General features: G+C 60.7%; 20 protein-coding genes, 3 tRNA genes and 1 pseudogene. 14 read left to right on the plus strand and 10 right to left on the minus strand.

Features of this window, described 5'->3' with window-relative positions:
• Positions 1 to 15: 15 nt before the first annotated feature.
• Positions 16 to 654, plus strand: a complete 639-nt coding sequence (locus tag HMPREF3153_RS00505) for an HAD family hydrolase (protein WP_070419776.1) — start codon at positions 16 to 18, stop codon at positions 652 to 654.
• Here HMPREF3153_RS00505 and metE read toward each other — a convergent pair.
• Complete coding sequence (metE, locus tag HMPREF3153_RS00510; RefSeq protein WP_070419732.1) at positions 651 to 2,915, minus strand: 5-methyltetrahydropteroyltriglutamate--homocysteine S-methyltransferase; 2,265 nt, start codon at positions 2,913 to 2,915, stop codon at positions 651 to 653. The genes HMPREF3153_RS00505 and metE overlap by 4 nt on opposite strands.
• Entirely contained in the window at positions 2,912 to 3,835 is a 924-nt protein-coding gene (locus HMPREF3153_RS00515; protein WP_070419733.1) for a methylenetetrahydrofolate reductase, read from the minus strand. The genes metE and HMPREF3153_RS00515 overlap by 4 nt, the downstream gene beginning before the upstream one ends.
• Positions 3,836 to 4,328: 493 nt before the next feature.
• On the opposite strand from HMPREF3153_RS00515, the gene HMPREF3153_RS00520 reads away from it, so the two are divergent.
• The 6 genes from HMPREF3153_RS00520 to HMPREF3153_RS00545 all read left to right on the plus strand — a co-directional run bounded on the left by HMPREF3153_RS00520 (position 4,329) and on the right by HMPREF3153_RS00545 (position 10,278).
• A complete protein-coding gene (locus tag HMPREF3153_RS00520; RefSeq protein WP_141740885.1) occupies positions 4,329 to 5,096 on the plus strand; it encodes a GDSL-type esterase/lipase family protein in 768 nt (255 codons plus the stop codon).
• A 145-nt stretch (positions 5,097 to 5,241) separates the two neighbouring features.
• The gene (locus HMPREF3153_RS00525) at positions 5,242 to 6,054 is read left to right on the plus strand and encodes a hypothetical protein (RefSeq protein WP_070419734.1); all 813 of its coding nucleotides are present in this window, start codon (positions 5,242 to 5,244) and stop codon (positions 6,052 to 6,054) included.
• A 114-nt stretch (positions 6,055 to 6,168) separates the two neighbouring features.
• Complete coding sequence (locus HMPREF3153_RS00530) at positions 6,169 to 6,372, plus strand: hypothetical protein (RefSeq protein ID WP_046646015.1); 204 nt, start codon at positions 6,169 to 6,171, stop codon at positions 6,370 to 6,372.
• A 63-nt stretch (positions 6,373 to 6,435) separates the two neighbouring features.
• Positions 6,436 to 8,010 (plus strand): ABC transporter transmembrane domain-containing protein, encoded by a 1,575-nt coding sequence (locus HMPREF3153_RS00535; protein ID WP_070419735.1) that lies wholly within the window; start codon positions 6,436 to 6,438, stop codon positions 8,008 to 8,010.
• Positions 8,011 to 8,102: 92 nt separating this feature from the next.
• Positions 8,103 to 9,788: an ABC transporter ATP-binding protein gene (locus HMPREF3153_RS00540; protein ID WP_223197926.1), complete on the plus strand. Its 1,686-nt coding sequence runs from the start codon at positions 8,103 to 8,105 to the stop codon at positions 9,786 to 9,788.
• 10 nt (positions 9,789 to 9,798) lie between these two features.
• Positions 9,799 to 10,278 carry a GNAT family N-acetyltransferase gene (locus HMPREF3153_RS00545; protein WP_070419777.1) on the plus strand — a complete coding sequence of 160 codons (480 nt, stop codon included), beginning with the start codon at positions 9,799 to 9,801 and terminating at the stop codon, positions 10,276 to 10,278.
• An 85-nt stretch (positions 10,279 to 10,363) separates the two neighbouring features.
• Here the strand turns inward: HMPREF3153_RS00545 and HMPREF3153_RS00550 are convergent.
• Positions 10,364 to 10,436 (minus strand) — tRNA-Ala (locus tag HMPREF3153_RS00550).
• A gap of 171 nt (positions 10,437 to 10,607) precedes the next feature.
• Here HMPREF3153_RS00550 and HMPREF3153_RS00555 point away from each other — a divergent pair.
• The 3 genes and pseudogenes from HMPREF3153_RS00555 (at position 10,608) to HMPREF3153_RS00565 (ending at position 12,409) form a co-directional block, all read left to right on the plus strand.
• Positions 10,608 to 10,880, plus strand: coding sequence for a class III extradiol ring-cleavage dioxygenase family protein (locus tag HMPREF3153_RS00555; RefSeq protein WP_046646018.1), 273 nt, complete (start codon positions 10,608 to 10,610; stop codon positions 10,878 to 10,880).
• Between the two features lie 132 nt (positions 10,881 to 11,012).
• Entirely contained in the window at positions 11,013 to 11,861 is an 849-nt protein-coding gene (locus tag HMPREF3153_RS00560) for a polysaccharide deacetylase family protein (protein ID WP_070419736.1), read from the plus strand.
• Positions 11,861 to 12,409, plus strand: a pseudogene (locus HMPREF3153_RS00565) (DNA-3-methyladenine glycosylase). The gene HMPREF3153_RS00560 and the pseudogene HMPREF3153_RS00565 overlap by 1 nt, the downstream one beginning before the upstream one ends.
• A 6-nt stretch (positions 12,410 to 12,415) precedes the next feature.
• Here the strand turns inward: HMPREF3153_RS00565 and HMPREF3153_RS00570 are convergent.
• From HMPREF3153_RS00570 to gyrA, 7 genes are all read right to left on the minus strand, one after another.
• Positions 12,416 to 12,901 (minus strand): MarR family winged helix-turn-helix transcriptional regulator, encoded by a 486-nt coding sequence (locus HMPREF3153_RS00570; RefSeq protein WP_070419737.1) that lies wholly within the window; start codon positions 12,899 to 12,901, stop codon positions 12,416 to 12,418.
• A 42-nt stretch (positions 12,902 to 12,943) separates the two neighbouring features.
• Positions 12,944 to 13,828, minus strand: a complete 885-nt coding sequence (gene sucD / locus HMPREF3153_RS00575; protein WP_046646021.1) for a succinate--CoA ligase subunit alpha — start codon at positions 13,826 to 13,828, stop codon at positions 12,944 to 12,946.
• An 8-nt stretch (positions 13,829 to 13,836) separates the two neighbouring features.
• Positions 13,837 to 15,009 (minus strand): ADP-forming succinate--CoA ligase subunit beta, encoded by a 1,173-nt coding sequence (gene sucC / locus HMPREF3153_RS00580; protein WP_070419738.1) that lies wholly within the window; start codon positions 15,007 to 15,009, stop codon positions 13,837 to 13,839.
• A 301-nt stretch (positions 15,010 to 15,310) separates the two neighbouring features.
• Positions 15,311 to 15,383 (minus strand) — tRNA-Ala (locus HMPREF3153_RS00585).
• A gap of 9 nt (positions 15,384 to 15,392) precedes the next feature.
• A tRNA-Ile gene (locus tag HMPREF3153_RS00590) sits at positions 15,393 to 15,469 on the minus strand.
• A gap of 123 nt (positions 15,470 to 15,592) precedes the next feature.
• Complete coding sequence (locus HMPREF3153_RS00595) at positions 15,593 to 15,937, minus strand: DUF3566 domain-containing protein (RefSeq protein WP_046646407.1); 345 nt, start codon at positions 15,935 to 15,937, stop codon at positions 15,593 to 15,595.
• Between the two features lie 3 nt (positions 15,938 to 15,940).
• Positions 15,941 to 18,511 (minus strand): DNA gyrase subunit A, encoded by a 2,571-nt coding sequence (gyrA, locus tag HMPREF3153_RS00600; RefSeq protein WP_070419739.1) that lies wholly within the window; start codon positions 18,509 to 18,511, stop codon positions 15,941 to 15,943.
• Positions 18,512 to 18,589: 78 nt separating this feature from the next.
• Here gyrA and HMPREF3153_RS00605 point away from each other — a divergent pair, with 78 nt between their 5' ends.
• From HMPREF3153_RS00605 to HMPREF3153_RS00620, 4 genes are all read left to right on the plus strand, one after another.
• Complete coding sequence (locus HMPREF3153_RS00605) at positions 18,590 to 18,802, plus strand: hypothetical protein (RefSeq protein ID WP_005530675.1); 213 nt, start codon at positions 18,590 to 18,592, stop codon at positions 18,800 to 18,802.
• Complete coding sequence (locus tag HMPREF3153_RS00610) at positions 18,799 to 19,068, plus strand: hypothetical protein (protein ID WP_005530678.1); 270 nt, start codon at positions 18,799 to 18,801, stop codon at positions 19,066 to 19,068. Before HMPREF3153_RS00605 ends, HMPREF3153_RS00610 begins: the two co-directional genes overlap by 4 nt.
• 69 nt (positions 19,069 to 19,137) lie before the next feature.
• Complete coding sequence (locus HMPREF3153_RS00615; protein ID WP_070419740.1) at positions 19,138 to 19,578, plus strand: DUF6918 family protein; 441 nt, start codon at positions 19,138 to 19,140, stop codon at positions 19,576 to 19,578.
• Positions 19,579 to 19,598: 20 nt separating this feature from the next.
• Positions 19,599 to 19,805, plus strand: a complete 207-nt coding sequence (locus HMPREF3153_RS00620) for a nitroreductase family protein (protein WP_070419741.1) — start codon at positions 19,599 to 19,601, stop codon at positions 19,803 to 19,805.
• Positions 19,806 to 19,819 lie beyond the last annotated feature (14 nt).

Raw genomic sequence — 19,819 nt, forward strand, 5'->3', positions numbered from 1 at the left:
ACTATGCTTATCCCCATGATTCGCGCCGTGCTCTTCGACCTCGACGACACCCTCATGGACCACACCTCCGCCATGCACGCCGCGTTGGATGAATGGTGTGCAGAGCTAGGCGTTGCGCAGGGCCAGCACGCGCGTTTCTCCGCCCTCGAGCGCAAATGGTTCAGTGCTTATGAGCGTGGAGAGGTCACGCACCAGGGGCAACGCATTGAACGCTGCCGCGAGTTTCTGGGGCAGACGCTTGACGACGCCGCCTCCCTCGCCGCCTACGACGGCTACCTGGCTGCATATCAGCGCAATTGGCGGGCATTTCCGGATGCTCTACCTGCGTTGCGCCGCGCACTGGCGGCTGGGCTAAACGTTGGGATTCTCACCAATGGTGCCCGTGAGATGCAGGAGGGCAAGCTCCGCGCGGGCGGACTTAATCTTCCGGAAGTGCAACTGATTGCCGCCGTAGATTTGGGCATTCCCAAACCGCAGGCTGCGGCTTACCACGAGGGTTGCCGCGTGCTGAGAAGCGAGCCTGCGCACACGCTCATGGTGGGCGATTCCCTGGCTAACGACGTCGAAGGCGCCCGCGCCGCCGGGCTGCAGGCGGTGTACCTGCAACGCGACGGCTCGGGCGAGATTTCGAGCTTGGACGAGCTGAGCTTCTAGGCGGGAACGAGTGAGCTGAGCACCTCTTCGCGGGCCAAGACCATGTTGCGCAACGAGGCCTCGGTCTCGTCGTAGCCGCGGGTCTTCAGGCCGCAGTCCGGGTTGATCCATAGGCGCTCGACTGGAACGTTGCGCAGGGCCGCGCGGATGAGCTCTGCCATCTCCGCCACGGATGGGATGCGCGGCGAGTGAATGTCATAGATGCCTGGGCCGATCTCGGAGTGGAACTTGTCGTCGATGTCTTCGAGGAGCTCCATGCGGGAACGCGCCGCCTCGATGGAGGTGACATCGGCGTCAAGGCCAGCGACCGCATCGATGATTTGGCCGAACTCTGAGTAACACAGGTGCGTGTGAATCTGCGTCGTGGGCTTTGCCTCCAAAGCAACGAGTCGGAAGGAACGCACCGCCCAGTCCAAGTAGGCCTTGCGATCCTGCTCTCGCAGTGGCAGCAGTTCACGCAGGGCGGGCTCGTCAATCTGGATGATGTCGATGCCAGCCTCTTCGAGATCACGCACCTCGTCGGCGAGAGCCACACCCAGCTGATCCGCGGAGACGGACTGGTTAACGTCATCGCGCACGAAGGACCACGCAAGGATGGTTACTGGACCGGTGAGCATTCCCTTGACGTGCTTCTCGGACAGGGACTGCGCATAGCGTGCCCACTCCACCGTCATCGCTTGCGGGCGGGAGATGTCGCCCACCACGATTGGCGGGCGGGTGCAGCGGGAGCCATAAGACTGGACCCAGCCGTTCTCGGTGACCACGAAGCCGTCGAGCAGCTCGGCGAAGTACTGCACCATGTCGTTGCGCTCTGCCTCGCCGTGCACCAGCACGTCCAAGCCCAGGCGTTCTTGCAGCTCGATGACCTGCTTGACCTCGTCGCGCAGGGCGTCGACGTAGGCGGCGTCGGAAAGCGTGCCCTTGCGGTGAGCCGCACGTGCCGCACGAATCTCCTGCGTTTGTGGGAAGGAACCGATGGTCGTGCTCGGCAGCAGCGGCAGGCCAAGAGCTTTTTGCGCTTCATTGCGCTCGGCGAACAGCGGCTGCCGCTGCACCTCGCCCTCCGGCAACTGCGCGGTGCGGTTTTGCACCGCCTCGTTGTGGGTACGGGCCGACTCGGCTCGGGTGCGCACTGCACGGTCGGCCTGGGCATACGCCTCCGGTGCTGCAAGCGGGCCGGAGCTCAGGGCGACGACCTCGCGCACCTTTTCATTGGCGAAGGAGAACCAGTTGGCCACGTCAATGGGAAGCGAAGTCTCTGCTTCCACGGTATGCGGAACGTGCTGCAGCGAGACCGAGGTGGTTACCGATGCGCCCGGAAGGGTCTCCAGCTTGGCTCGCAGGTCACGCAGATTTGCCGCCCAGACGTTGCGGCCGTCAACCAGTCCGGCGCTGAGGTGGGATTTCAGTCCAGCCACGCGCTCCAGGTAGCTCGGATCCAGCGCGAGGGTGCCCACGGAAAGATCCACCTGCACCGCCTCCGGCTGCAGCTCGTTGATGGCGTCCAGACCCTTGCGCACCGAGCCATAAGGCGTGGTCAGGTAAACCTGCGGGCGCTTTTCCGCCGCGAGGATACGACGGTAAGCGCTCAGGAGTGCCTGGGCAAGGGCTGCGTCGTCAGCCGCGGCAAGATCCGCGACCAGCGCGGGCTCGTTGAGCTGTACCCACTCCACCCCGGCGGCGTGGAGCTGCTCGAGGACAGATATATAGGAATCGACCACGGCATCAAGGTGCTCGAGCGGCTGCGTGCTCGATCCGTCTGCCTGCTTGGACAAAGCCAGCAAGGTCACCGGACCCACGAGCACGGGACGCACGGCGTAGCCGGCATTGCGAGCTTCTTCCACGATCTTGAGAACGCGCTGCGGGCGGGCGTTAAACGTCTGGTCATCGGCGATCTCCGGGACGATGTAGTGGTAATTGGTGTCGAACCACTTAGTCATTTCGAGAGGCGCGGAGTCGGCATTGCCACGGGCCAGACGGAACTCGTCATCGAGGGTCTCTCCCTGCACCGCGCCAACGGTCAGCGCGGTCTCGAGGACGTGGTCGTAATAAGCCACGTCTGCTGGGATGGCGTAGTCCTCGTTAAGCCCGAGGTCGCGCAGGCGCGCATAAGTGTCAAGACGCAGCGAGTGCGCTGCCGACTCAAAGGTCTCGGCGTCGATCTTGCCGGACCAGTAGGCCTCTAGTGCGCGCTTGAGCTCGCGGTTCGCGCCGACGCGTGGGTAGCCTTCGATGGTGGCCTTAGGAAATGGTGCGTTCATGGGTGTACTCCAATTCGATTCAAAAGGTCTTGAGTGATGTGAGGGTTGTTGTGGGTATAGATATGGAGGCCGTCTGCCCCTGAGCGCAGTACGCTTCGAGTCAGCTCGGCGGTGAGTTCCATTCCGATTTCATGTTCTTCATCTGGGGTCGATACTGCCGCGAGTGCGGCCCGCACACGGGGTGGGACCTGCAACCCGGACAGCTTGGCCATTCGCTCGAGCCGGGCCACGCTGGTCATCGGCATGATTCCCGGGATGAGCGGAATACGCACGCCGGCCAGCCGGGCGCGTTGGGCAAAGCGGGCGTAGTCTTCGGCGTCGAAGAAAAGCTGGGTGATGGCAAAGTCCGCGCCGAGCCGCTGTTTGGCGAGCAGAACGTCGAAGTCCTCGTCGAGGTTCGCGGACTCCGCGTGGCCGTTGGGATAGCAAGCCACCCCCACCGCGAGGCTGCCTGCGGCGAAACGTGCGGCTTGGCCCGCCTCGCGGTGGCGGATGAGCCGGACCAGCTCGTCGGCATGCTGCAGATAGTGCGCCGGCATGCCGCCTTCGGGCAGGTCGCCGCGAAGGGCGAGCAGGCCGCGCACGCCGGCGTCGACAAGCGCATCGATCCAGCCGATGAGCTCCTCCCGCGTGCCAGCCGTGCAGGCGAGGTGAGCAAGCGGGCGCATGGACGTGGTGCGTGAGATTTGTTCGATGAATGCCGCGGTGCCTTCCAGCCATCCGGAGCGCTGTGAGCTCGTCACCGCAATGTAGTCCGGGTTGTACCCCTGCAACACCCGCAGGAGCTCGGCGGTAGTGCTCGCATCAGCGTCGTTGCGCGGTGGAATCACCTCGAAAGAGAGCGCGGTCCTTTGGCGCGGCTTAACAGATACTTCACTGAATTGGTCTAGTGGTGCTGAAGCGGATAGACGCGGAGTCATGTTCACCTCCCTTACTGGTCAACGGATTTTGCCTGCGATGAAATGTACCAAGCTGTCCATTTTTCGGGGAAGAGTAACTTATTAAATAGTACTTTTAAAAGTGGCGTGCCTGCAGTCTTTTTGAAAATTGGCACGAATAAAAATAGGCGGTTGCGTACCAAGCTGTCTAGTAGTCAGCTCTTATTACGTGCAAAAGTCCGGCTCTACAGGCTAGGGTTAATCCGGCTCTCCAGGCTAGGGCTAAAAGGCTTTGAGCTTTACAACCACTGTTACTTCCGTAACATCCGGTGGGATTACCCATCATGCCAAGTGGACTTGGTACTAAAACCAAATAAGAAAAGAACCCGAACCAGACTGTCTCTCCATGAAAAAACTCCTCACTCACAAACTGCTTAGCAAGATCACTGCCGCCTGCGCCGCAGCTCTGACCACAGCCCTGACCACGGCGTCACTCGGCACCGCTGCAGCCTCCGCACAATAGGCACAGACGCTCATGTTTGGTGACTCCATGTTTGCCAACCCCACCTTCGACCAGATCGGTTCGGGCATTGCAAATATGTCGAGCGCAATGAAGATCAACAGCGATCCTGGCGCACCAAGCCCACAGGGCTGCCCGCAGGGCGCGTCCACCGTTGGCCGTGAGCTCGCCGTTGCCTCCGGCCAGCGCGTTATCAACTACTCCTGCTCTGGCGCCGCAGCCGCGGGAAACACCCCTCGTCCCGATTTCACGGAGCAGGTCAACCACGCGCTTGCCACTCGAGATTTGAATCCAGGAACCCGCAACGTTCTCATTCAATTCGGATTCAATGACATCACTTCCACAAACTTCATCGTTGATCCCAATCGCACTGCCTTCAAGACCGCGATGCGCAATGAGATCGGACGTATTCGTACCGCAGCTCCTAATGCCAAGATCACCTTGGTGGGCTACCCAGCATTCTCGGCTGCCAACGGCTCCCTGTGCCCGGTACGAGTGAAGGAAAACCCGAACCTCGGCACCAACCTCTCCGCCCTCGGCGTGGTCAGGAACGTTGAAGACAACGTTAACTTTGCACTATTCCAGGCCGCACAAGAATCCCGCGTTAACTATTTCGACCTACGCTCGGCAACCATTGAGCACAACATGTGTGCCCCAGCTGGCATGCGTTGGACGGCCGGCGTCTTTGAGTTCTCCGAACCGCACAACTTCTTCAACCACCTAACCCACAACGGCAACATCGGCGTAGCCCGGATCCTGACCGATCACGTTCTCGCCCGCTAAGTCATAATCAAGCGCAACAAGGGTCACCACCGCATCATGCAGGGGTGACCCTTTGCTTTTCCTTCATACGTATAGTGGCGGGCCTTAACGCCCGTCACTACGCTGGTGAGAAGCACACGATAAAGCTAATTTAAGGAGCGTTCGCATGAACCCCACCGCAATTTCCGCTTCCGTCAGCCTGGCCACCAACCTGTGGAAGAGGTTTAAGGATTACCGCGACGAGAAAGCTCTCGAGGCTTACACCGCCCTGGAAGCTGCGGCAGCAGAGGTAGAAGAGCGCAGCAAGGACGCCTTCCCTGAGGCTCGCCGCAGCGCCGGCGCCGTCACCCAGGCAGCCCACGATCGCTTGGAGCGTAGCATCGCGGAGCTCAAGGACCGGGGTCAGGAAGTTAGCAAACAGGCTTCCGAGCGCTTCGATGAAGCTCGCAAGGACGCAAAGAAGGCCCAGAAGAAGGCACAGAAGGACGTCAAGAAGCAGTCCCGCAAGCAGGCAAAGGCCGCACGCAAGGCTGCTGACAAGGCCCAGAAGCGCAGCGCTAAGAAGCTCAAGAACATCAACTTCGGCAAGGAGAAGAAGAGCTCCAAGTTCTGGCCGTTCGCGCTGATCCTCGCCCTGATCTCCGCTATCGGTGGCTGCCTCTACTACTTCTTCAAGATCCGCAAGGAAGAGGCTTCCGAGTTTCCGCCGCGCGTCGAGGACTTCACCACCGGTGCCAATGCCGCAGCTGAGGGCTCCACCTTGGTCTACACCTCCACCACCGAGGACGACCACAAGGTCTCCGACCTCGCGGAAGAGAGCGTCGTCGAGCGCGACGAAGAGCTCTTGGGCTCCATCGATGAGCAACTAGCTAAGCACAAGGAAGAAGCCGAGGCTGCTGCCGACGCCGATACCTCCCGCATCACCGATGACCGCGATGACGAGGGCAAGCACCGCCTGCAGACCAACGAGCAAGAGTAAATCCACCCCGTTTAAGGGGGTAAAGCAAACGTTGTCTGGATCTCAATCCTTTGCTTGACGGGCTCGAAGCTGATTGAATTTTTGGGTACCTCGAAACAATCCCAAGGAGAATTGATGAGCTTCGAGTCCCTCATTGTCAAGCTCAAGAGCGGTGCGACCTACTACTTCCCTGCTGGTTCCGTCAGCGGCGATCCTTCGCATCGGGTAGACAATCTCCGCTTTGCTATCGAGAACGGCACCACGTTCCACTCCGTGGATGACAGTGGCATCGACCGCGAGTTCTCGGGTTACGACGTGTCGAATTATCACCTCGCTTAACAGCCCTTAACGGCCACCTTCTAGTGAATTAGAAGGCGACCTTTTCTTATAGGATATGCAGCTATGACTGTCTATCCTCGCATGAAAACCTGGTCCTGGTATCTACCAGATCAGCCTCCCACCGGGGAAACTTCTCTCACCGAAACCACCAATTGGGCAAAGCCTGGTGCTGCCACTCGGCGGCTGCTGTTTGCCCAGCCTGTTGGCGTGGTGGGCCTACTCATAGCGGCCGCCATCAACTCACCGTTGGGTGCGCTGGTCTCCGTGGTCATTGGTCAGGCCACGCAGTACGCATTCAGCGATCCTTCCTGGCGAACACTGGGCGTTCCCGTACTGGTCACGGCATTGCTGCTCTACATCATGTACCTAGCGGAGGCCACAGCGGACGCCTTCACGGATCTTAGCCAAGCTCGCACCACGCATACCTTGCGTTTGGGCCTTTTACACAAGCTTCTCGACGCCTCCACCAAAGGACTCAGCCCCGGCCGCCTCCTCAACACGATGGACGAGGACTCGCACTACATCGGCCAACTCAAGCAGGTGCTTAACTTCCCGCTTTTCATGGCGGGATATCTCATCGGCGCCATCTTCAGCCTGGCTCCGATTTCCTGGGTGGTTTCCCTCGGGCTCATCGTGGGCGCGATCCTGACCGCCATTGCTTCGTGGGCCACCGCAAAGCCCCTGACGGGCGTTGCATCTGCCCGGCGCGCCAAGGAAAACACTGCGTTGGCCCTAGCCACTGACTTTGCCCAAGGCTCGCGCGTCATCAAAGGTCTCGGAGCCAACGAGGTGGCCAAAGAACGCTTCACTCTGGCTGCCCACGACGCCCTTATTTCGATGCTCCGCGAACTGCGCCTAAGCGTCCTGTTGTCGTGGCTGCGCCAAATGGTGCCCACCCTTTTTGCCGTCTTCCTTCTCACGTGGACGGCCTGGCAGACCTTCGAAGGAAACATCGAGCCAGGCGGCATGATGTCTATTACGATGCTCGCTCCTCCCGCGCTCACCGCGTTGGGCTTGTCGCTCGGCCATCTCACAGAGAACTGGGCAAAGGGCCAGGCGTCGGTGGAACGCGTGGGTGAGTTGCTGCAGGACCTGGGCAAAGGGGACGTCGCCAAGCAGGGCACCCCGGTAGACCTTGAACCAGGGCTCAACGTGTGGATACCGGAGACGGCTAAGGGCCGCGCGCTTGTCGACGCCTGGACCACCCACCTTTCCGCCCACGGTGCTCTTTGCCCGCCGCACCGCATCTCAGTTTTGGAGGGCACCCTGGCCGATAACATTGACCCGCTTGGCACCCTCCCCGCACAGCAGGTGCACGCTGCGCTGGAGGCTGCCGCCTGCGGCGACATCGTGACGCGCCTGGGCGGCTTTGGGCACGACGGCACTCTGCCTGACTCCCCTATCGGCGAGGCCGGCCTGAACCTTTCCGGTGGCCAGCGACAGCGCGTGGCTCTTGCCCGTGCGCTCGCGCAGGATCCCGAGGTGCTCGTGCTCGATAATCCCACCACGGGTCTCGACTCCCTGACCTTGGCCACCGTGGCTGAGCGCGTGGCTAAGCTGCGCCGCGGGCGCGTGACCGTGGTGATAACCGCCGCCCCGACGTGGGCCGCCAACGCGGACAAAGTGGTGGCGCTGTGAGTCAGTCTCGTGCAGATGCACTCGCGCCGGCTTCAGCGCGCGAATCGTGGCGCTTCCTCAAGACTTTGCCCTCGGCGCCAACGCGCCCGAAGATGCTGCTGGTCTTTGCCGTTTTCACCGTCACCATCGTGATGATGAACTTAGGCTCCCAGGTCTTGGGCCGCGTGGTGGACATCATCCAAGGAATGGAGCTGCCTGTCATCGGCTCGGGTCGCCCAGCGATGCTCGCGGCGCTAGGCATCATTGCCGCAGCGCTTATCGCGGAGGTTACCGGCCGCGCCATCGGAGGCTACATGATCAATGCCAAGACGCGGCGCCTAGCCGTGGACCTGCGCACCGCGGCGCTGGATTCGGTGCTGCGTGCGCCGGTTCCCCGCGTGATGGAGCTGGGCACGGGCAACGTGATTACGCGTTTGTCCAAGGACATCGACACCGTGGTCACCTCTATCTCCATGATGGGCGAGCGCCTGGCCGTCACCCTGTTCATCCTGCCACTCACCGCGCTGAGCATGGTGCTCATCCACCCGGCTTACCTGCTGATCTTCGCGTTGGCGGTGCTCATCATGTACCCGTTCATCAAAGGCACCATCCGCGACATCCCGGAGATAGCAAATGAGGTCTCCTCCGTCGAGGCGCGCCGCAACAACGTCTTGCTCGACACCATCCGCGCCTTGGACACCCTGCGCCAATTCAAGCTCGGCGGCTGGGCCGAGCAGCGCATGGAGCGCTACTCCTGGGATACGGTGCAGGCCTGGGGCGATAAGGTCCCGCTCATCAACCGCATCATCGGACAGGGCTCCATTAGCTTCGCGGTGCTGCTGCTCGGAACCCTGTCCATGTCAGTGCCGATGGTGGTCTGGGACTGGGTCACGCAGGGCCAGGCGGCGGCCGCGGTGCTGCTGATCATGCGCCTTGAGGTGCACGTATTCAACATCTTGTTCTTTGCCGGTGAGATCCAGCATGCGGTCACTTCCCTAGGCCGCGCGGTTGCGTTGGCGCTGTTGAGCAGTGATGTTCCGGACCAAGAGCAGGACTCTCTTTCGGCTGCGCCAGCGATCCGCATCGACGGCGTCACCTACTCCTACCCCGGCGGCGCGGAGGTTCTGCACGGCATAGACCTCACCTTGGAGGCTGGTACCACGACCGCGCTGGTGGGCACCTCGGGTGCGGGCAAGTCCACTCTGGCGGCGCTGGTGGCGGGCCTGCAGTACCCCACGACCGGCACCATTCACCTCGATGCGGTGGACACCGCCACGGTTCCCAACACGTGGGTGACCGAGCACGTCGCGCTCATCACCCAGGAGGTTCACCTGTTTTCCGGCACGCTTCGCGACGACCTCCTCCTCGCCCTCCCCGGCGCCTCCGACGCCCAATTGTGGGCGGCGTTGCACGAAGTCGGCCTGGACGAGTCCTCGCGCTGGCTGCCTGACGGTCTCGATACGTTCATCGGCGCAGGTAACGAGGAAATCGGAGCGGAGGCCTCACAACAAATTTCGCTGGCGCGCATGATTTTGCGTCAGCCGCCGGTGCTCATCATGGATGAGGCGACGTCGGAAGCCGGCTCCGAGCATGCTGCGGTGCTGGAGTCTGCGGCACGTGCTGTAACCCGCGGGCGCACTGCGTTGGTGGTGGCTCACCGCTTAGACCAGGCCCGCGAGGCGGATCGCATAATCGTGATGGAGCAGGGCGAAATCGTAGAGGACGGCACGCACGCCTCCCTCATGGCGCTCGGCGGCCGCTATGCCAAGGCTTATGCGCAGTGGGAGCACGGCCACTAAGCTGGCCACCATGTCTGATTTCGAACTGCGCCCCTTAAGCGAGGCGGACCGCACCTACTTGGCCCGCCTCAACTTCCTCACGGACACTTTCGGTGAGGAGCACAAGGAGCTCACGCCGCAATTCGACGCCGACTTCGACTACTACCTCGCCGGATGGGAGCCCTCCCGCGGCGGCTTCATCGCGTGGGAGGGCAACGTTCCCGCTGGTGGCGTGTGGCTGAACTGGGGAACTGAGCAGCGCCACGGCTACGGGCACGTGGAAGAGGGAATTCCGGAGCTCGCCCTTGCTGTGGAGCCGCGCTACCGCTCGCAGGGCGTGGGCACTTTACTTCTTCGCGCTGCCACGGAGCTCGCCCGCGACTTAGGCGCTCCCGGCGTCTCGCTCTCGGTGGCCCTGGCCAATGAGCGTGCGCACCGGCTCTACTTATTTATGGGGTTCGAGCCGGTCGGTGAGTCGGAGGGCCATGTGGTGCTGGTGAAGCGCTTCTAGGGCTAAGTAGCAAACGTGTCAGGAACGGTGCATGCACCAAACAACAAAGAAACCCGACACCATCACGGTGCCGGGTTCCGGGCTGTGGAGCATAGGAGAATCGAACTCCTGACCTTCTGCTTGCAAAGCAGATGCTCTACCAATTGAGCTAATGCCCCAGTGCGGTTAATACTACTCCACCGAGCCCGCGCGAAAAAATCCCCACCACAACACACCTAATTTACTTTACTTTTAAAGTAACCCGCCCAGCAGGTGCAATCTTCGATCTCTGTGAACGGACAATTCCCCTAGCTGACCAGCACCGCCGTTGGCAGCCCAGCGACGGAACCATGCCCGCCCTCTTCGTCAGCCACGGTGCCTACGCCGGACACCACCTCGATGCCTTCGATGAGTGGGCGGCGCATGCCATTCACTCAGGCGACGTCGACAAGCTCATGGCCTACATGGACAAAGCACCGGGCGCGCGCATTGCCCACTCCACCGCCGATCATTACGTGCCGTTGCTGCTGACCATGGGCGCAGCCGACGACCCTCGCACCGCCAAGACCGTGTTTACTCGGCGCGGACTGGGCAACCACATCCGTTCGATCCAGGTGGCATAGGCTTTTACGCGAGTCACATTAGCCACAAAAGATAACAATTTTCACTTCTGTTGCGTGTCACTAGGGTTTTTATAGGAAGTAGCCACCATAATCAAGGATCTGTCCACTCCTCGCTTAGAAAGGTCCTTCACCATGCGCCGCCTCGCTGTTGCCACCGTTGCCTTCCTCACCGCCGCGGCCCTACCCGCGACGGCACAGGCCGCTCTTCCCCCGCTGCCCACGGTTGAACTACCGGCAGTTCAGCTGCCTAACCTCCAGCAAGAAGCCGACCGCTTCCTCAACACCCTTCCGCCGGAGTGGGGTTCCTCGCGGCCAGCACCGGCAGCGCAGCCCGCTCAGCACCCCGCACAACCAGCACAGTCCGCAGCGAAAACCGCCCCCAACTGCGCCAACTGCGTGGCCATCACCTATGACGATGGCCCCAGCCCCCTCACCAACCAGCTCCTCGACACCCTGAAGTCCAAGAATGCCCACGCCAGCTTCATGGTCCTAGCGCCCAACGCCACCGCGCACCCAGAGCTATTGCGTCGCATGCAGGCGGAGGGCCATACCATCGGCAACCACACCAACACGCACCGCGAGCTGAACAAGCTCGCTGCCGGCGACGTCGACGGGGAAATCAAGGCAGGTGCCGGCGCCATCAAGGCGGCAACCGGCCAGAGCCCTCGTTGGCTGCGCCCACCGTACGGCGCCACCAACGGCACTGTCGACGCCGCGGCCAAAGCCAACGGCCAAGCCGAGGCCATGTGGTCTGTGGACACGCTGGACTGGAAGGACCGCAACTCCGAGCACGTATGCAGCGCTGCCGTCAGCGGCGCGCAGCCAGGCAGCATCATCCTCATGCATGACATCCACGCCACCACGGTTAATGCTGCCAGCTGCGTCATCGACGGCCTGCGCGCCAAGGGCCTCGAGCCGGTCAGCCTCGATACTCTTATCCCCAACCCACAACCGGGCAAGCAGTACTACTCTCGGAGCTGATGATTGATTTCTCGGCCCCCGCAGATGTCGTTGCACCCCAACTCTTGGGGGCAACTCTCACCTTCAACGGCGTCAGTATCCGCCTCACCGAGGTTGAGGCCTACCTCGGCGAGGATGACGAGGCAGCGCACACCTACAACGGCCAGACCCCGCGCAACGCCACGATGTTCGGCCCACCCGGGCGCCTTTACGTCTACGCCTCCTACGGCATCCACCGCAACGGCAACATCGTGTGAGCCCCGGAGGGCACGGGCCAAGGATGTCTACTACGCGGCGGCGAGGTCATCGAAGGTACCGAGCTCGCTTTCCGACGCCGCGGCACCACCGACTTTCATAACCTCGCCCGTGGGCCGGGGAACCTCGGAAAAGCACTGGGATTCACGCTGGAAGATAACGGCACGCCAATTCAACTCACCGAGCGTGAGCAAGAGCCGGAGTGGGTCTGCGGGCCGCGAATTGGCATCAGTAAGAATAACCAAGCACCTTTGCGCTTTTGGATTCCTTTCGACAAGACCGTCTCGGCGCGCAGAGGCCTGCCGCCGAGCTAATGAGGCCTAGTAACGCCCGCCGTAGCGTTCATCGCTCTCGATGGCCGCGAGGATGCGATCGTTGATCTGGTTGAGCTGGCGCACCTGCGTGCGAGTGAGGTTGTCCATCACGGAACGACGCGCCTGGGCGGCGTGCCCAGGCGCGGTGGCGACAACCTTGTCCCAGCCGGCGTCGGTAAGCTGCGCCAGCGTGGTGCGGCCATCATTCGGATCTGGACGACGTGTAACCCAACCTTTCTTCTCCAAGCGCGTGACCACCTGGCTAAGCCGAGAGAGCGAGCCGTTCGCCGTGTACGCAAGGTCGCGCATGCGCATCTCACGATTCTCCGACTCGGAAAGACGAGACAGAACGGTGTACTCGAAGAAGCTCAAGTCGGCGTCGTCACGCAGCTGGGCATCCAGAATGCTGGTTAAGCGGATGGTGACTCCCATGAGGGATACAAAGGAAGAGAGTTCCTCCTCATCGAGCCACTTCTTATCCTTCTCGGTCATGAAATTTATTCTAGCAACGAAGGTTTAGAGGTTAAGCATCTGCTAGGCAGATTTCAGCGCTTCCCGGAGAAGCTGCGCCGCCTGGCTCGGAGTCTTGCCGACCTTCACGCCGGCCTCCTCAAGCGCAGCCTTCTTGCCCTCTGCGGTTCCGGATCCCCCAGAGACAATCGCTCCTGCGTGCCCCATGGTTTTGCCCTCCGGCGCGGTAAAACCAGCAATGTAGGCCACCACCGGTTTGGTCACGTGCTCCTTGATGTAGCGTGCGGCAAATTCTTCGGCGTCGCCACCGATCTCACCGATCATGATGATGGCCTCGGTCTCGGGGTCCTTCTCAAAGGCCTCGATGGCCGTGATGTGGGTAGTTCCGATGATTGGGTCACCGCCAATGCCCACGCAGGTGCTAAATCCAATGTCGGAGAGCTCATACATCATCTGATAGGTCAGCGTGCCAGACTTGGACACTAAACCAATCTTGCCCGGGTTCGGAGCAGTCTCCGCTGGGATGATGCCTGCGTTGGACTGGCCAGGGCTATAAAGACCTGGACAGTTGGGGCCAATGATGCGGGTCTTCGACTCGCGCGCAAGCGCGAAGAGCTCCGCGGTGTCCTTGACTGGAACTCCCTCGGTGATGATGACGACCAGCTCGATGCCCGCGCGGATGGCTTCCTCAGCCGCGTCCTTGGTGAACTTGGCGGGGACGAAGATGACGGTGACGTTGGCGTCGGTTGCCTGCATCGCCTCGCGCACGGAGCCGAAGACTGGAATCTGCTGGCCATCGATGTCGACGCGCTCACCGGCCTTCTTGGGGTTGACGCCGCCCACGATATTCGATCCGGAGGCGAGCATGCGGCGTGTGTGCTTCATGCCTTCGGCGCCGGTCATACCTTGGACGATGATGCGGGAATCCTTGTTGAGAAAAATAGACATTGTTACTCCTATTCAGCCAGCTCCGCGGCCTTGCGAGCCGCTGCGTCCATGGTGGAAACCTGCTCCAGCTTGGGCAGGTGCGCGTCGTCGAGAATGCTGCGTCCAAGCTCTGCGTTGTTGCCGTCGAGACGTACGACGAGCGGTTTCGGCTCGATTCCATGGGAGGCCAGAATCTTGTAGGCCTGCACGATGCCCTTGGCCACCTCGTCGCAGGCGGTGATTCCGCCGAAGACGTTGACAAATACGGACTTGACCTGGGGATCCCCGAGGATCACTTCGAGGCCGTTAGCCATGACTTCTGCGTTGGCACCACCCCCGATGTCAAGGAAGTTCGCGGGCTTGGGTTGGTTAGGCAGATCCTCGCCCGCATATGCCACGACGTCGAGCGTGGACATCACCAGGCCCGCGCCGTTGCCGATGATGCCCACCGAGCCATCCAGCTTTACGTAATTCAGACCCATCTGCTGCGCCTTGAGCTCCAGCGGATCCGTGGCACCGTGATCGTGCAGGGCGGCATGCTCGCTGTGGCGGAACTTCGCGTTGCCATCGAGCGTCACCTTGCCATCGAGGGCGATGATGTCACCCTGTGCGGTCTTCACCAGCGGGTTAACCTCCACCAGGGTGGCGTCTTCCGCAGTGTAGACCTTGTAGAGCTGCTTAAAGACGGGCACAAGCTTGGCGACGTCCTCCTCCACAAAGCCTGCTTCATAGGCCATGTCGCGGGCGAGAGTGTCTGTCATACCATCGAGGGGAGAGAAGCTGCGGCGAATGAGCGCTTCAGGACGCTCCGCGGCGAGCTTTTCGATCTCCACGCCACCTTCCTTGGAGAGCATCGCTAGGTAGCGGCGCTTGGTACGGTCCAAGAGGATCGAGAAGTAGTATTCCTCGGCGATGTCGGCGCCCTCGGCCACCATGACCTTGCGCACGGTGTGGTCTTTGATCTTGAGGCCGAGGATTTCCTCGGCCTTTTCTGCCGCCTCAGCTGGGCTCTTAGCCAGCTTCACACCGCCAGCCTTGCCGCGGCCGCCAGTCTTGACTTGGGCTTTGACCACAACAATGGGCGTGCCGAGCTTGGCGGCTGCTTCTTCGGCCTGGACGGCCGAGGTAGCGACGATGCCTCGCAGGGTGGGTACGCCATGCTTTTCGAAAAGGTCCCTGGCCTGATACTCGTAGAGGTCCACTGGATCTCCGTTTCTCGCAATTTCTGGATGGACAACTCTTCACAGAATCGCGGAAATCTGGCACCGAATCAACAGGTTAGGAGACATTCGTAAATGGCAACTTAACAAGCTTTACGGTTCGCTGAAATTTTGTCCTAACCTGCTCAATTATTCGATTCTCTAGACGAATAGCAATTAGCTAAGTTCGCCATTGGGGGCACCCGTCCCCCTGCTCTTCATCCTGTCGATGAGTGCCGGGAACGGTGCACGCCCCCAAACAACAAAGAAACCCGACACCATTACGGTGTCGGGTTCCGGGCTGTGGAGCATAGGAGAATCGAACTCCTGACCTTCTGCTTGCAAAGCAGATGCTCTACCAATTGAGCTAATGCCCCATTGTTCCGTGGTGGGCCTAGCAAGAATCGAACTTGCGACCTCATCGTTATCAGCGATGCGCTCTAACCGACTGAGCTATAGGCCCCTGTGCGGAACGAGTTGTAACTTTACATACTCTTTGCGAGATAACACAAATCGTATGGTCAGAGGGCTAATAAAAGCAGAAAACCGACACTTAAAATCAGGTGCCGGTTAAATGCTTTTCGTCTTAGTCGACGTTCTCATGGATACCCAGTTTGAAACCACCGAAGACGTCCACGATGGCGTTGTAGATGAACGCCAGTAGCGGAGCCATCAACGTGCCGAACACGGCTACGATGGCACCGATCAACGCCGAGATGGACAAGACCACACCAAAAGTGACCTCGAAAGCGCCACCCACGCCGCCAACCAGGCTATTGAGGGAATCCCAGATTCCCGCCTGGTCCAAGGCGAAGTACAAGATGCATACCGCGAGGATCCATGCGACGAGGCCGACGAGGGACATCGCCAAGCCCACGCGAAACGCCGACATTGGGGAGATTCGCGTAAGCGTTACGTCTCGTCTTGCCATGGATTACTCCTCGTTGCCCTCATCATTAGCGTTCTTCGAATCCGCAATCTTCAGGTGCTCCTGCTGAACATCCTCCACGGACTTCTCGCCCTTGGCCACAGCCTGAGCGTCTTCCTCACCATGGTCCTCAACGTTGCGGTCGATTGCAAGCAGTTCGACGTCGTTGGAAAGATTGACCAGGCGAACGCCCATGGTCGCACGGGAAGAAGGACGGATCTGGTTAACCTCAGTACGGATAACACCGCCAGCAGAGGTGATTGCGAAGATCTCGTCTTCCTCGTCCACTGCAATCGCGCCGATGAGCTTGCCGCGCTTCGGGGTGTACTTAAAGGTCATCACGCCCAGGCCGCCACGGCCCTGCGGGGTGTATTCCTCAATCGCCGTACGCTTGCCATAGCCGCCGGAGGTGGCCACGAGCAGGTACCCGCCGTCGTGGACCACGGACATCGACAGCAGCTGGTCATCGCCGCGGAAGCGCATACCCTTCACACCGGCTGTTGCACGGCCCATCGGGCGCAGCTGGTCGTCGTCAGCCGTGAAGCGGATGGCCTGGCCCTGCTCAGAGGTCAGCAGGATGTCATCGCCTTCGTCGACGAGGGAAGCACCGATGAGCGCATCGCCCTCGTTGAGGTTGATAGCGATGAGGCCAGCAGAACGAGCGGACTCATAGTCGGTGAGGCGGGACTTCTTGACGCGGCCCTGCTTGGTGGCCAGGACGAGGTAAGGAGCGTCCTCGTAGGACTGAATCTGAATGACCTGTGCGATCTTCTCCTCCGGCTGGAACTCCAGCAGGTTAGCCACGTGCTGTCCACGTGCGGTGCGGCCTGCCTCCGGCAGCTCATAAGCCTTGAGGCGGTAAACACGGCCAAAGTTGGTGAAGAAGAGGATCCAGTCGTGCGTGGAGCAGACAAAGAAGTTCTTGACGATGTCGTCCTGCTTGAGCTCCGCACCGCGCACGCCCTTGCCGCCGCGCTTCTGCGCCTTGTAGGCATCAACCTTGGTACGCTTTGCGTAGCCAGTGGAGGTGATCGTGACGACCACGTTCTCGCGGGCGATAAGATCCTCGTCGGTGACGTCGCCAGAAGCGGCCACGATCTGGGTACGGCGCTCATCGCCGTACTTTTCGACGATCTCAGCGAGCTCGTCGTGGACGATCTGACGCTGGCGCTCCTCGCGGGCGAGGATATCCTTGAGGTCAGCAATGATCTCTTCGATCTCAGCCAACTCGTCGATGATCTTCTGGCGCTCCAGGGCTGCCAGGCGGCGCAGTTGCATCGCGAGGATGGCGTCTGCCTGTACATCATCTACCGCGAGAAGGGTTTTTAACCCTTCTCGCGCTTCGTCGACCGTTGGGGAACGGCGGATAAGCGCGATGACCTCGTCGAGCATATCGAGGGCCTTGACCAAACCACGCAGGATGTGGGCGCGCTTTTCGGCCTCATCCAGACGGTACTGGGTACGGCGAACGATGACCTCGATCTGGTGTGCAACGTAGTAGCGCAGCATCTGGTCCAGGCGCAGGGTGCGCGGCACGCCATCGACGATGGAGAGCATGTTGGCGCCAAAGGAGGTCTGCAGCTGGGAGTGCTTGTAGAGGTTGTTGAGCACGACGCGAGCGACGGCATCGCGCTTCAGGGTGACCACGATGCGCATGCCGACGCGGTCGGAAGACTCGTCCTCGATCTTGGCGATGCCGGCGATCTTGCCGTTAGCCACGGACTCCGCGATGTTGGAGATCATGTTGTCCGGGTTGACCTGGTACGGCAGCTCGGTGATGACAATGGTCTGGCGGTTGCCGGACTCCTCGATGGAGGTCACACCGCGCATGCGGATGGAACCGCGGCCAGTGGTGTAGGCATCCTTGATGCCCTGATCGCCGACGATGAGACCTGCGGTTGGGAAGTCTGGGCCCTTCACGCGCTCCATGCAGGCTGCAAGTGCTTCCTCATCGGAGGCTTCTGGGTTATCCAGCAGCCAATAGATAGCCTCAGCCAGCTCGTTCAGGTTGTGCGGCGGGATGTTAGTGGCCATACCAACGGCGATGCCGCCGGAGCCGTTCATCAGCAGGTTCGGAACGCGGGAAGGCAGGATGTCAGGTTCCTGGGTTTTGCCGTCGTAGTTCGGGGAGAAGTCGACGGTGTTTTCGCGAATGTCACGGACCATTTCCATGGCCAGCGGGGTCATGCGGCACTCGGTGTAACGCATTGCCGCTGGGCCGTCGTTGCCGCGGGAACCGAAGTTACCCTGGCCGTCAACCAGCGGGTAGCGCATGTTCCAGGACTGCGCCAGACGCACCAACGTGTCATAAATTGCGGAGTCACCGTGCGGGTGGAACTGACCCATGGTGTCAGAAACCGGGCGGGCGGACTTTACGTAGCCGCGCTCTGGACGGTAGCCCGAGTCAAACATCGCATAAAGGATGCGGCGGTGCACGGGCTTGAGGCCATCGCGAACCTCCGGAAGCGCACGGCCGACGATGACGGACATGGCGTAGTCGATGTAGCTCGACTCCATCTCCTCGTTGATATCAATCGGTTGAATACGATCAAAAAGATCGCCATTTTGGTCACTCATAACCGCAAATTCTACCCTCTGAGGCCTTCCAGCGCCTCTTACGCCGCGCTGGTGATACCACAGTGATACCGTTTAGGCATGGCCATGACCCTTCGTTTAACACCTGAACAAGACCACGCGCTCACGCTCCTCGCCTCCGCCCAAGGCACCTCCAAGCACGAGGCGGTGGTGCGCGCGGTGGTTGCGGCTGCAGCACGCACGCTTTCCGACGCCGCCGTGCAAGACACCGCACGCCACCTCCTCCCCGGCCGTGCCGAGTTGGAAGCCGAAATCCGAAGGGCTCGCCCATGACGCCTGAGCAGCTCCTTCTCGTCGCCCGCGAGTTCTGCGCCCAGCACAAGGTGACGGTGACGAACTTTGGGGCATTGGTGGCCGCGGCGTCGTTAAGCACGGCGAAAATGGAGGGAATCGCAATCCACGGAAACAGGGTCCAGGCCGCCCGGGCCATGCGCGACCTGCTCGTGGCCTACCCCGCTTTAAACGCGCACAACGACGCCTTTGCCACTGTCTGCGCGCGCGTCTACATGGAAATAGAAGACAGGCTTTCTTTACGCTGACTTATTACTGCCCAGCTTCTCTCAAACGCGCCACCTCCGAAACCTTGCAGCTTCAGTAGGATTAGGCGCATGTCTAGTCTTTCCCAGCTCCTGGAAACCCCCATCCGCACTGCTGTGGTGGCAGAACTCGTCTCTTTGGTGGACAAGGTCGTCGCTGAGCAATCCGGTATCACCGGCATGGCCATCAAGGGCGCGGTTTCCGCGGCAAAGAAGGTCGACTCCGACATCGTTTCCAAGGGCATCAACCGCATGCTCCCAGATCTCTTCGGTGAGCTGGAGTCTTACTGGCAGGAATTCCAATCTTCCGCACAGGATGATTTTGGCTCCTACCTCGGCGGCAATAACAAGCAGGTCACTGATTCCTTGATGAACGTGGCAGACCGCAACGCCGATCAGATCAACAACGCGGCCCTGGCTAAGACCTACAACTCTCTGCGCAACAAGGTCTCCAAGATCGTTGAGCCTCACGTCCCTGAGTTCGGCCGCATCCTACAAAAGCACATGCATTAAAGGGGTGTAGTCTGGCCCGCATGACTTCAAGCAATAACTATTCTGAATTCATCCGCAGCCGCCACTCTGCCCGCGCCTACCTGCCGGAATCCATTCCGGCAGAGGCAATTAAGCAGGTGCTTATCGATGCCCAGTCGGCACCGTCTAGCTCCATCTTCAACGTTGAGCCGGGCCATGCTGACCTTTCCGAGAGCGTCACGCTTCCCGGAATCGACGTGGGACTATAAGACGTATTAACCGC

This window comes from Corynebacterium sp. HMSC06C06 (assembly GCF_001807295.1).
Lineage (GTDB): Bacteria > Actinomycetota > Actinomycetes > Mycobacteriales > Mycobacteriaceae > Corynebacterium > Corynebacterium striatum.

Bases quoted from the DNA above. Each gene is read 5' to 3' on its own strand.
- HMPREF3153_RS00505 (WP_070419776.1), top strand. From the start codon at position 16: ATGATTCGCGCCGTGCTCTTCGACCTCGACGACACCCTCATGGACCAC.
- metE (WP_070419732.1), bottom strand. From the start codon at position 2,915: ATGAACGCACCATTTCCTAAGGCCACCATCGAAGGCTACCCACGCGTC.
- HMPREF3153_RS00515 (WP_070419733.1), bottom strand. From the start codon at position 3,835: ATGACTCCGCGTCTATCCGCTTCAGCACCACTAGACCAATTCAGTGAA.
- HMPREF3153_RS00520 (WP_141740885.1), top strand. From the start codon at position 4,329: ATGTTTGGTGACTCCATGTTTGCCAACCCCACCTTCGACCAGATCGGT.
- HMPREF3153_RS00525 (WP_070419734.1), top strand. From the start codon at position 5,242: ATGAACCCCACCGCAATTTCCGCTTCCGTCAGCCTGGCCACCAACCTG.
- HMPREF3153_RS00530 (WP_046646015.1), top strand. From the start codon at position 6,169: ATGAGCTTCGAGTCCCTCATTGTCAAGCTCAAGAGCGGTGCGACCTAC.
- HMPREF3153_RS00535 (WP_070419735.1), top strand. From the start codon at position 6,436: ATGACTGTCTATCCTCGCATGAAAACCTGGTCCTGGTATCTACCAGAT.
- HMPREF3153_RS00540 (WP_223197926.1), top strand. From the start codon at position 8,103: ATGCTGCTGGTCTTTGCCGTTTTCACCGTCACCATCGTGATGATGAAC.
- HMPREF3153_RS00545 (WP_070419777.1), top strand. From the start codon at position 9,799: ATGTCTGATTTCGAACTGCGCCCCTTAAGCGAGGCGGACCGCACCTAC.
- HMPREF3153_RS00555 (WP_046646018.1), top strand. From the start codon at position 10,608: ATGCCCGCCCTCTTCGTCAGCCACGGTGCCTACGCCGGACACCACCTC.
- HMPREF3153_RS00560 (WP_070419736.1), top strand. From the start codon at position 11,013: ATGCGCCGCCTCGCTGTTGCCACCGTTGCCTTCCTCACCGCCGCGGCC.
- HMPREF3153_RS00570 (WP_070419737.1), bottom strand. From the start codon at position 12,901: ATGACCGAGAAGGATAAGAAGTGGCTCGATGAGGAGGAACTCTCTTCC.
- sucD (WP_046646021.1), bottom strand. From the start codon at position 13,828: ATGTCTATTTTTCTCAACAAGGATTCCCGCATCATCGTCCAAGGTATG.
- HMPREF3153_RS00595 (WP_046646407.1), bottom strand. From the start codon at position 15,937: ATGGCAAGACGAGACGTAACGCTTACGCGAATCTCCCCAATGTCGGCG.
- gyrA (WP_070419739.1), bottom strand. From the start codon at position 18,511: ATGAGTGACCAAAATGGCGATCTTTTTGATCGTATTCAACCGATTGAT.
- HMPREF3153_RS00605 (WP_005530675.1), top strand. From the start codon at position 18,590: ATGGCCATGACCCTTCGTTTAACACCTGAACAAGACCACGCGCTCACG.
- HMPREF3153_RS00610 (WP_005530678.1), top strand. From the start codon at position 18,799: ATGACGCCTGAGCAGCTCCTTCTCGTCGCCCGCGAGTTCTGCGCCCAG.
- HMPREF3153_RS00615 (WP_070419740.1), top strand. From the start codon at position 19,138: ATGTCTAGTCTTTCCCAGCTCCTGGAAACCCCCATCCGCACTGCTGTG.
- HMPREF3153_RS00620 (WP_070419741.1), top strand. From the start codon at position 19,599: ATGACTTCAAGCAATAACTATTCTGAATTCATCCGCAGCCGCCACTCT.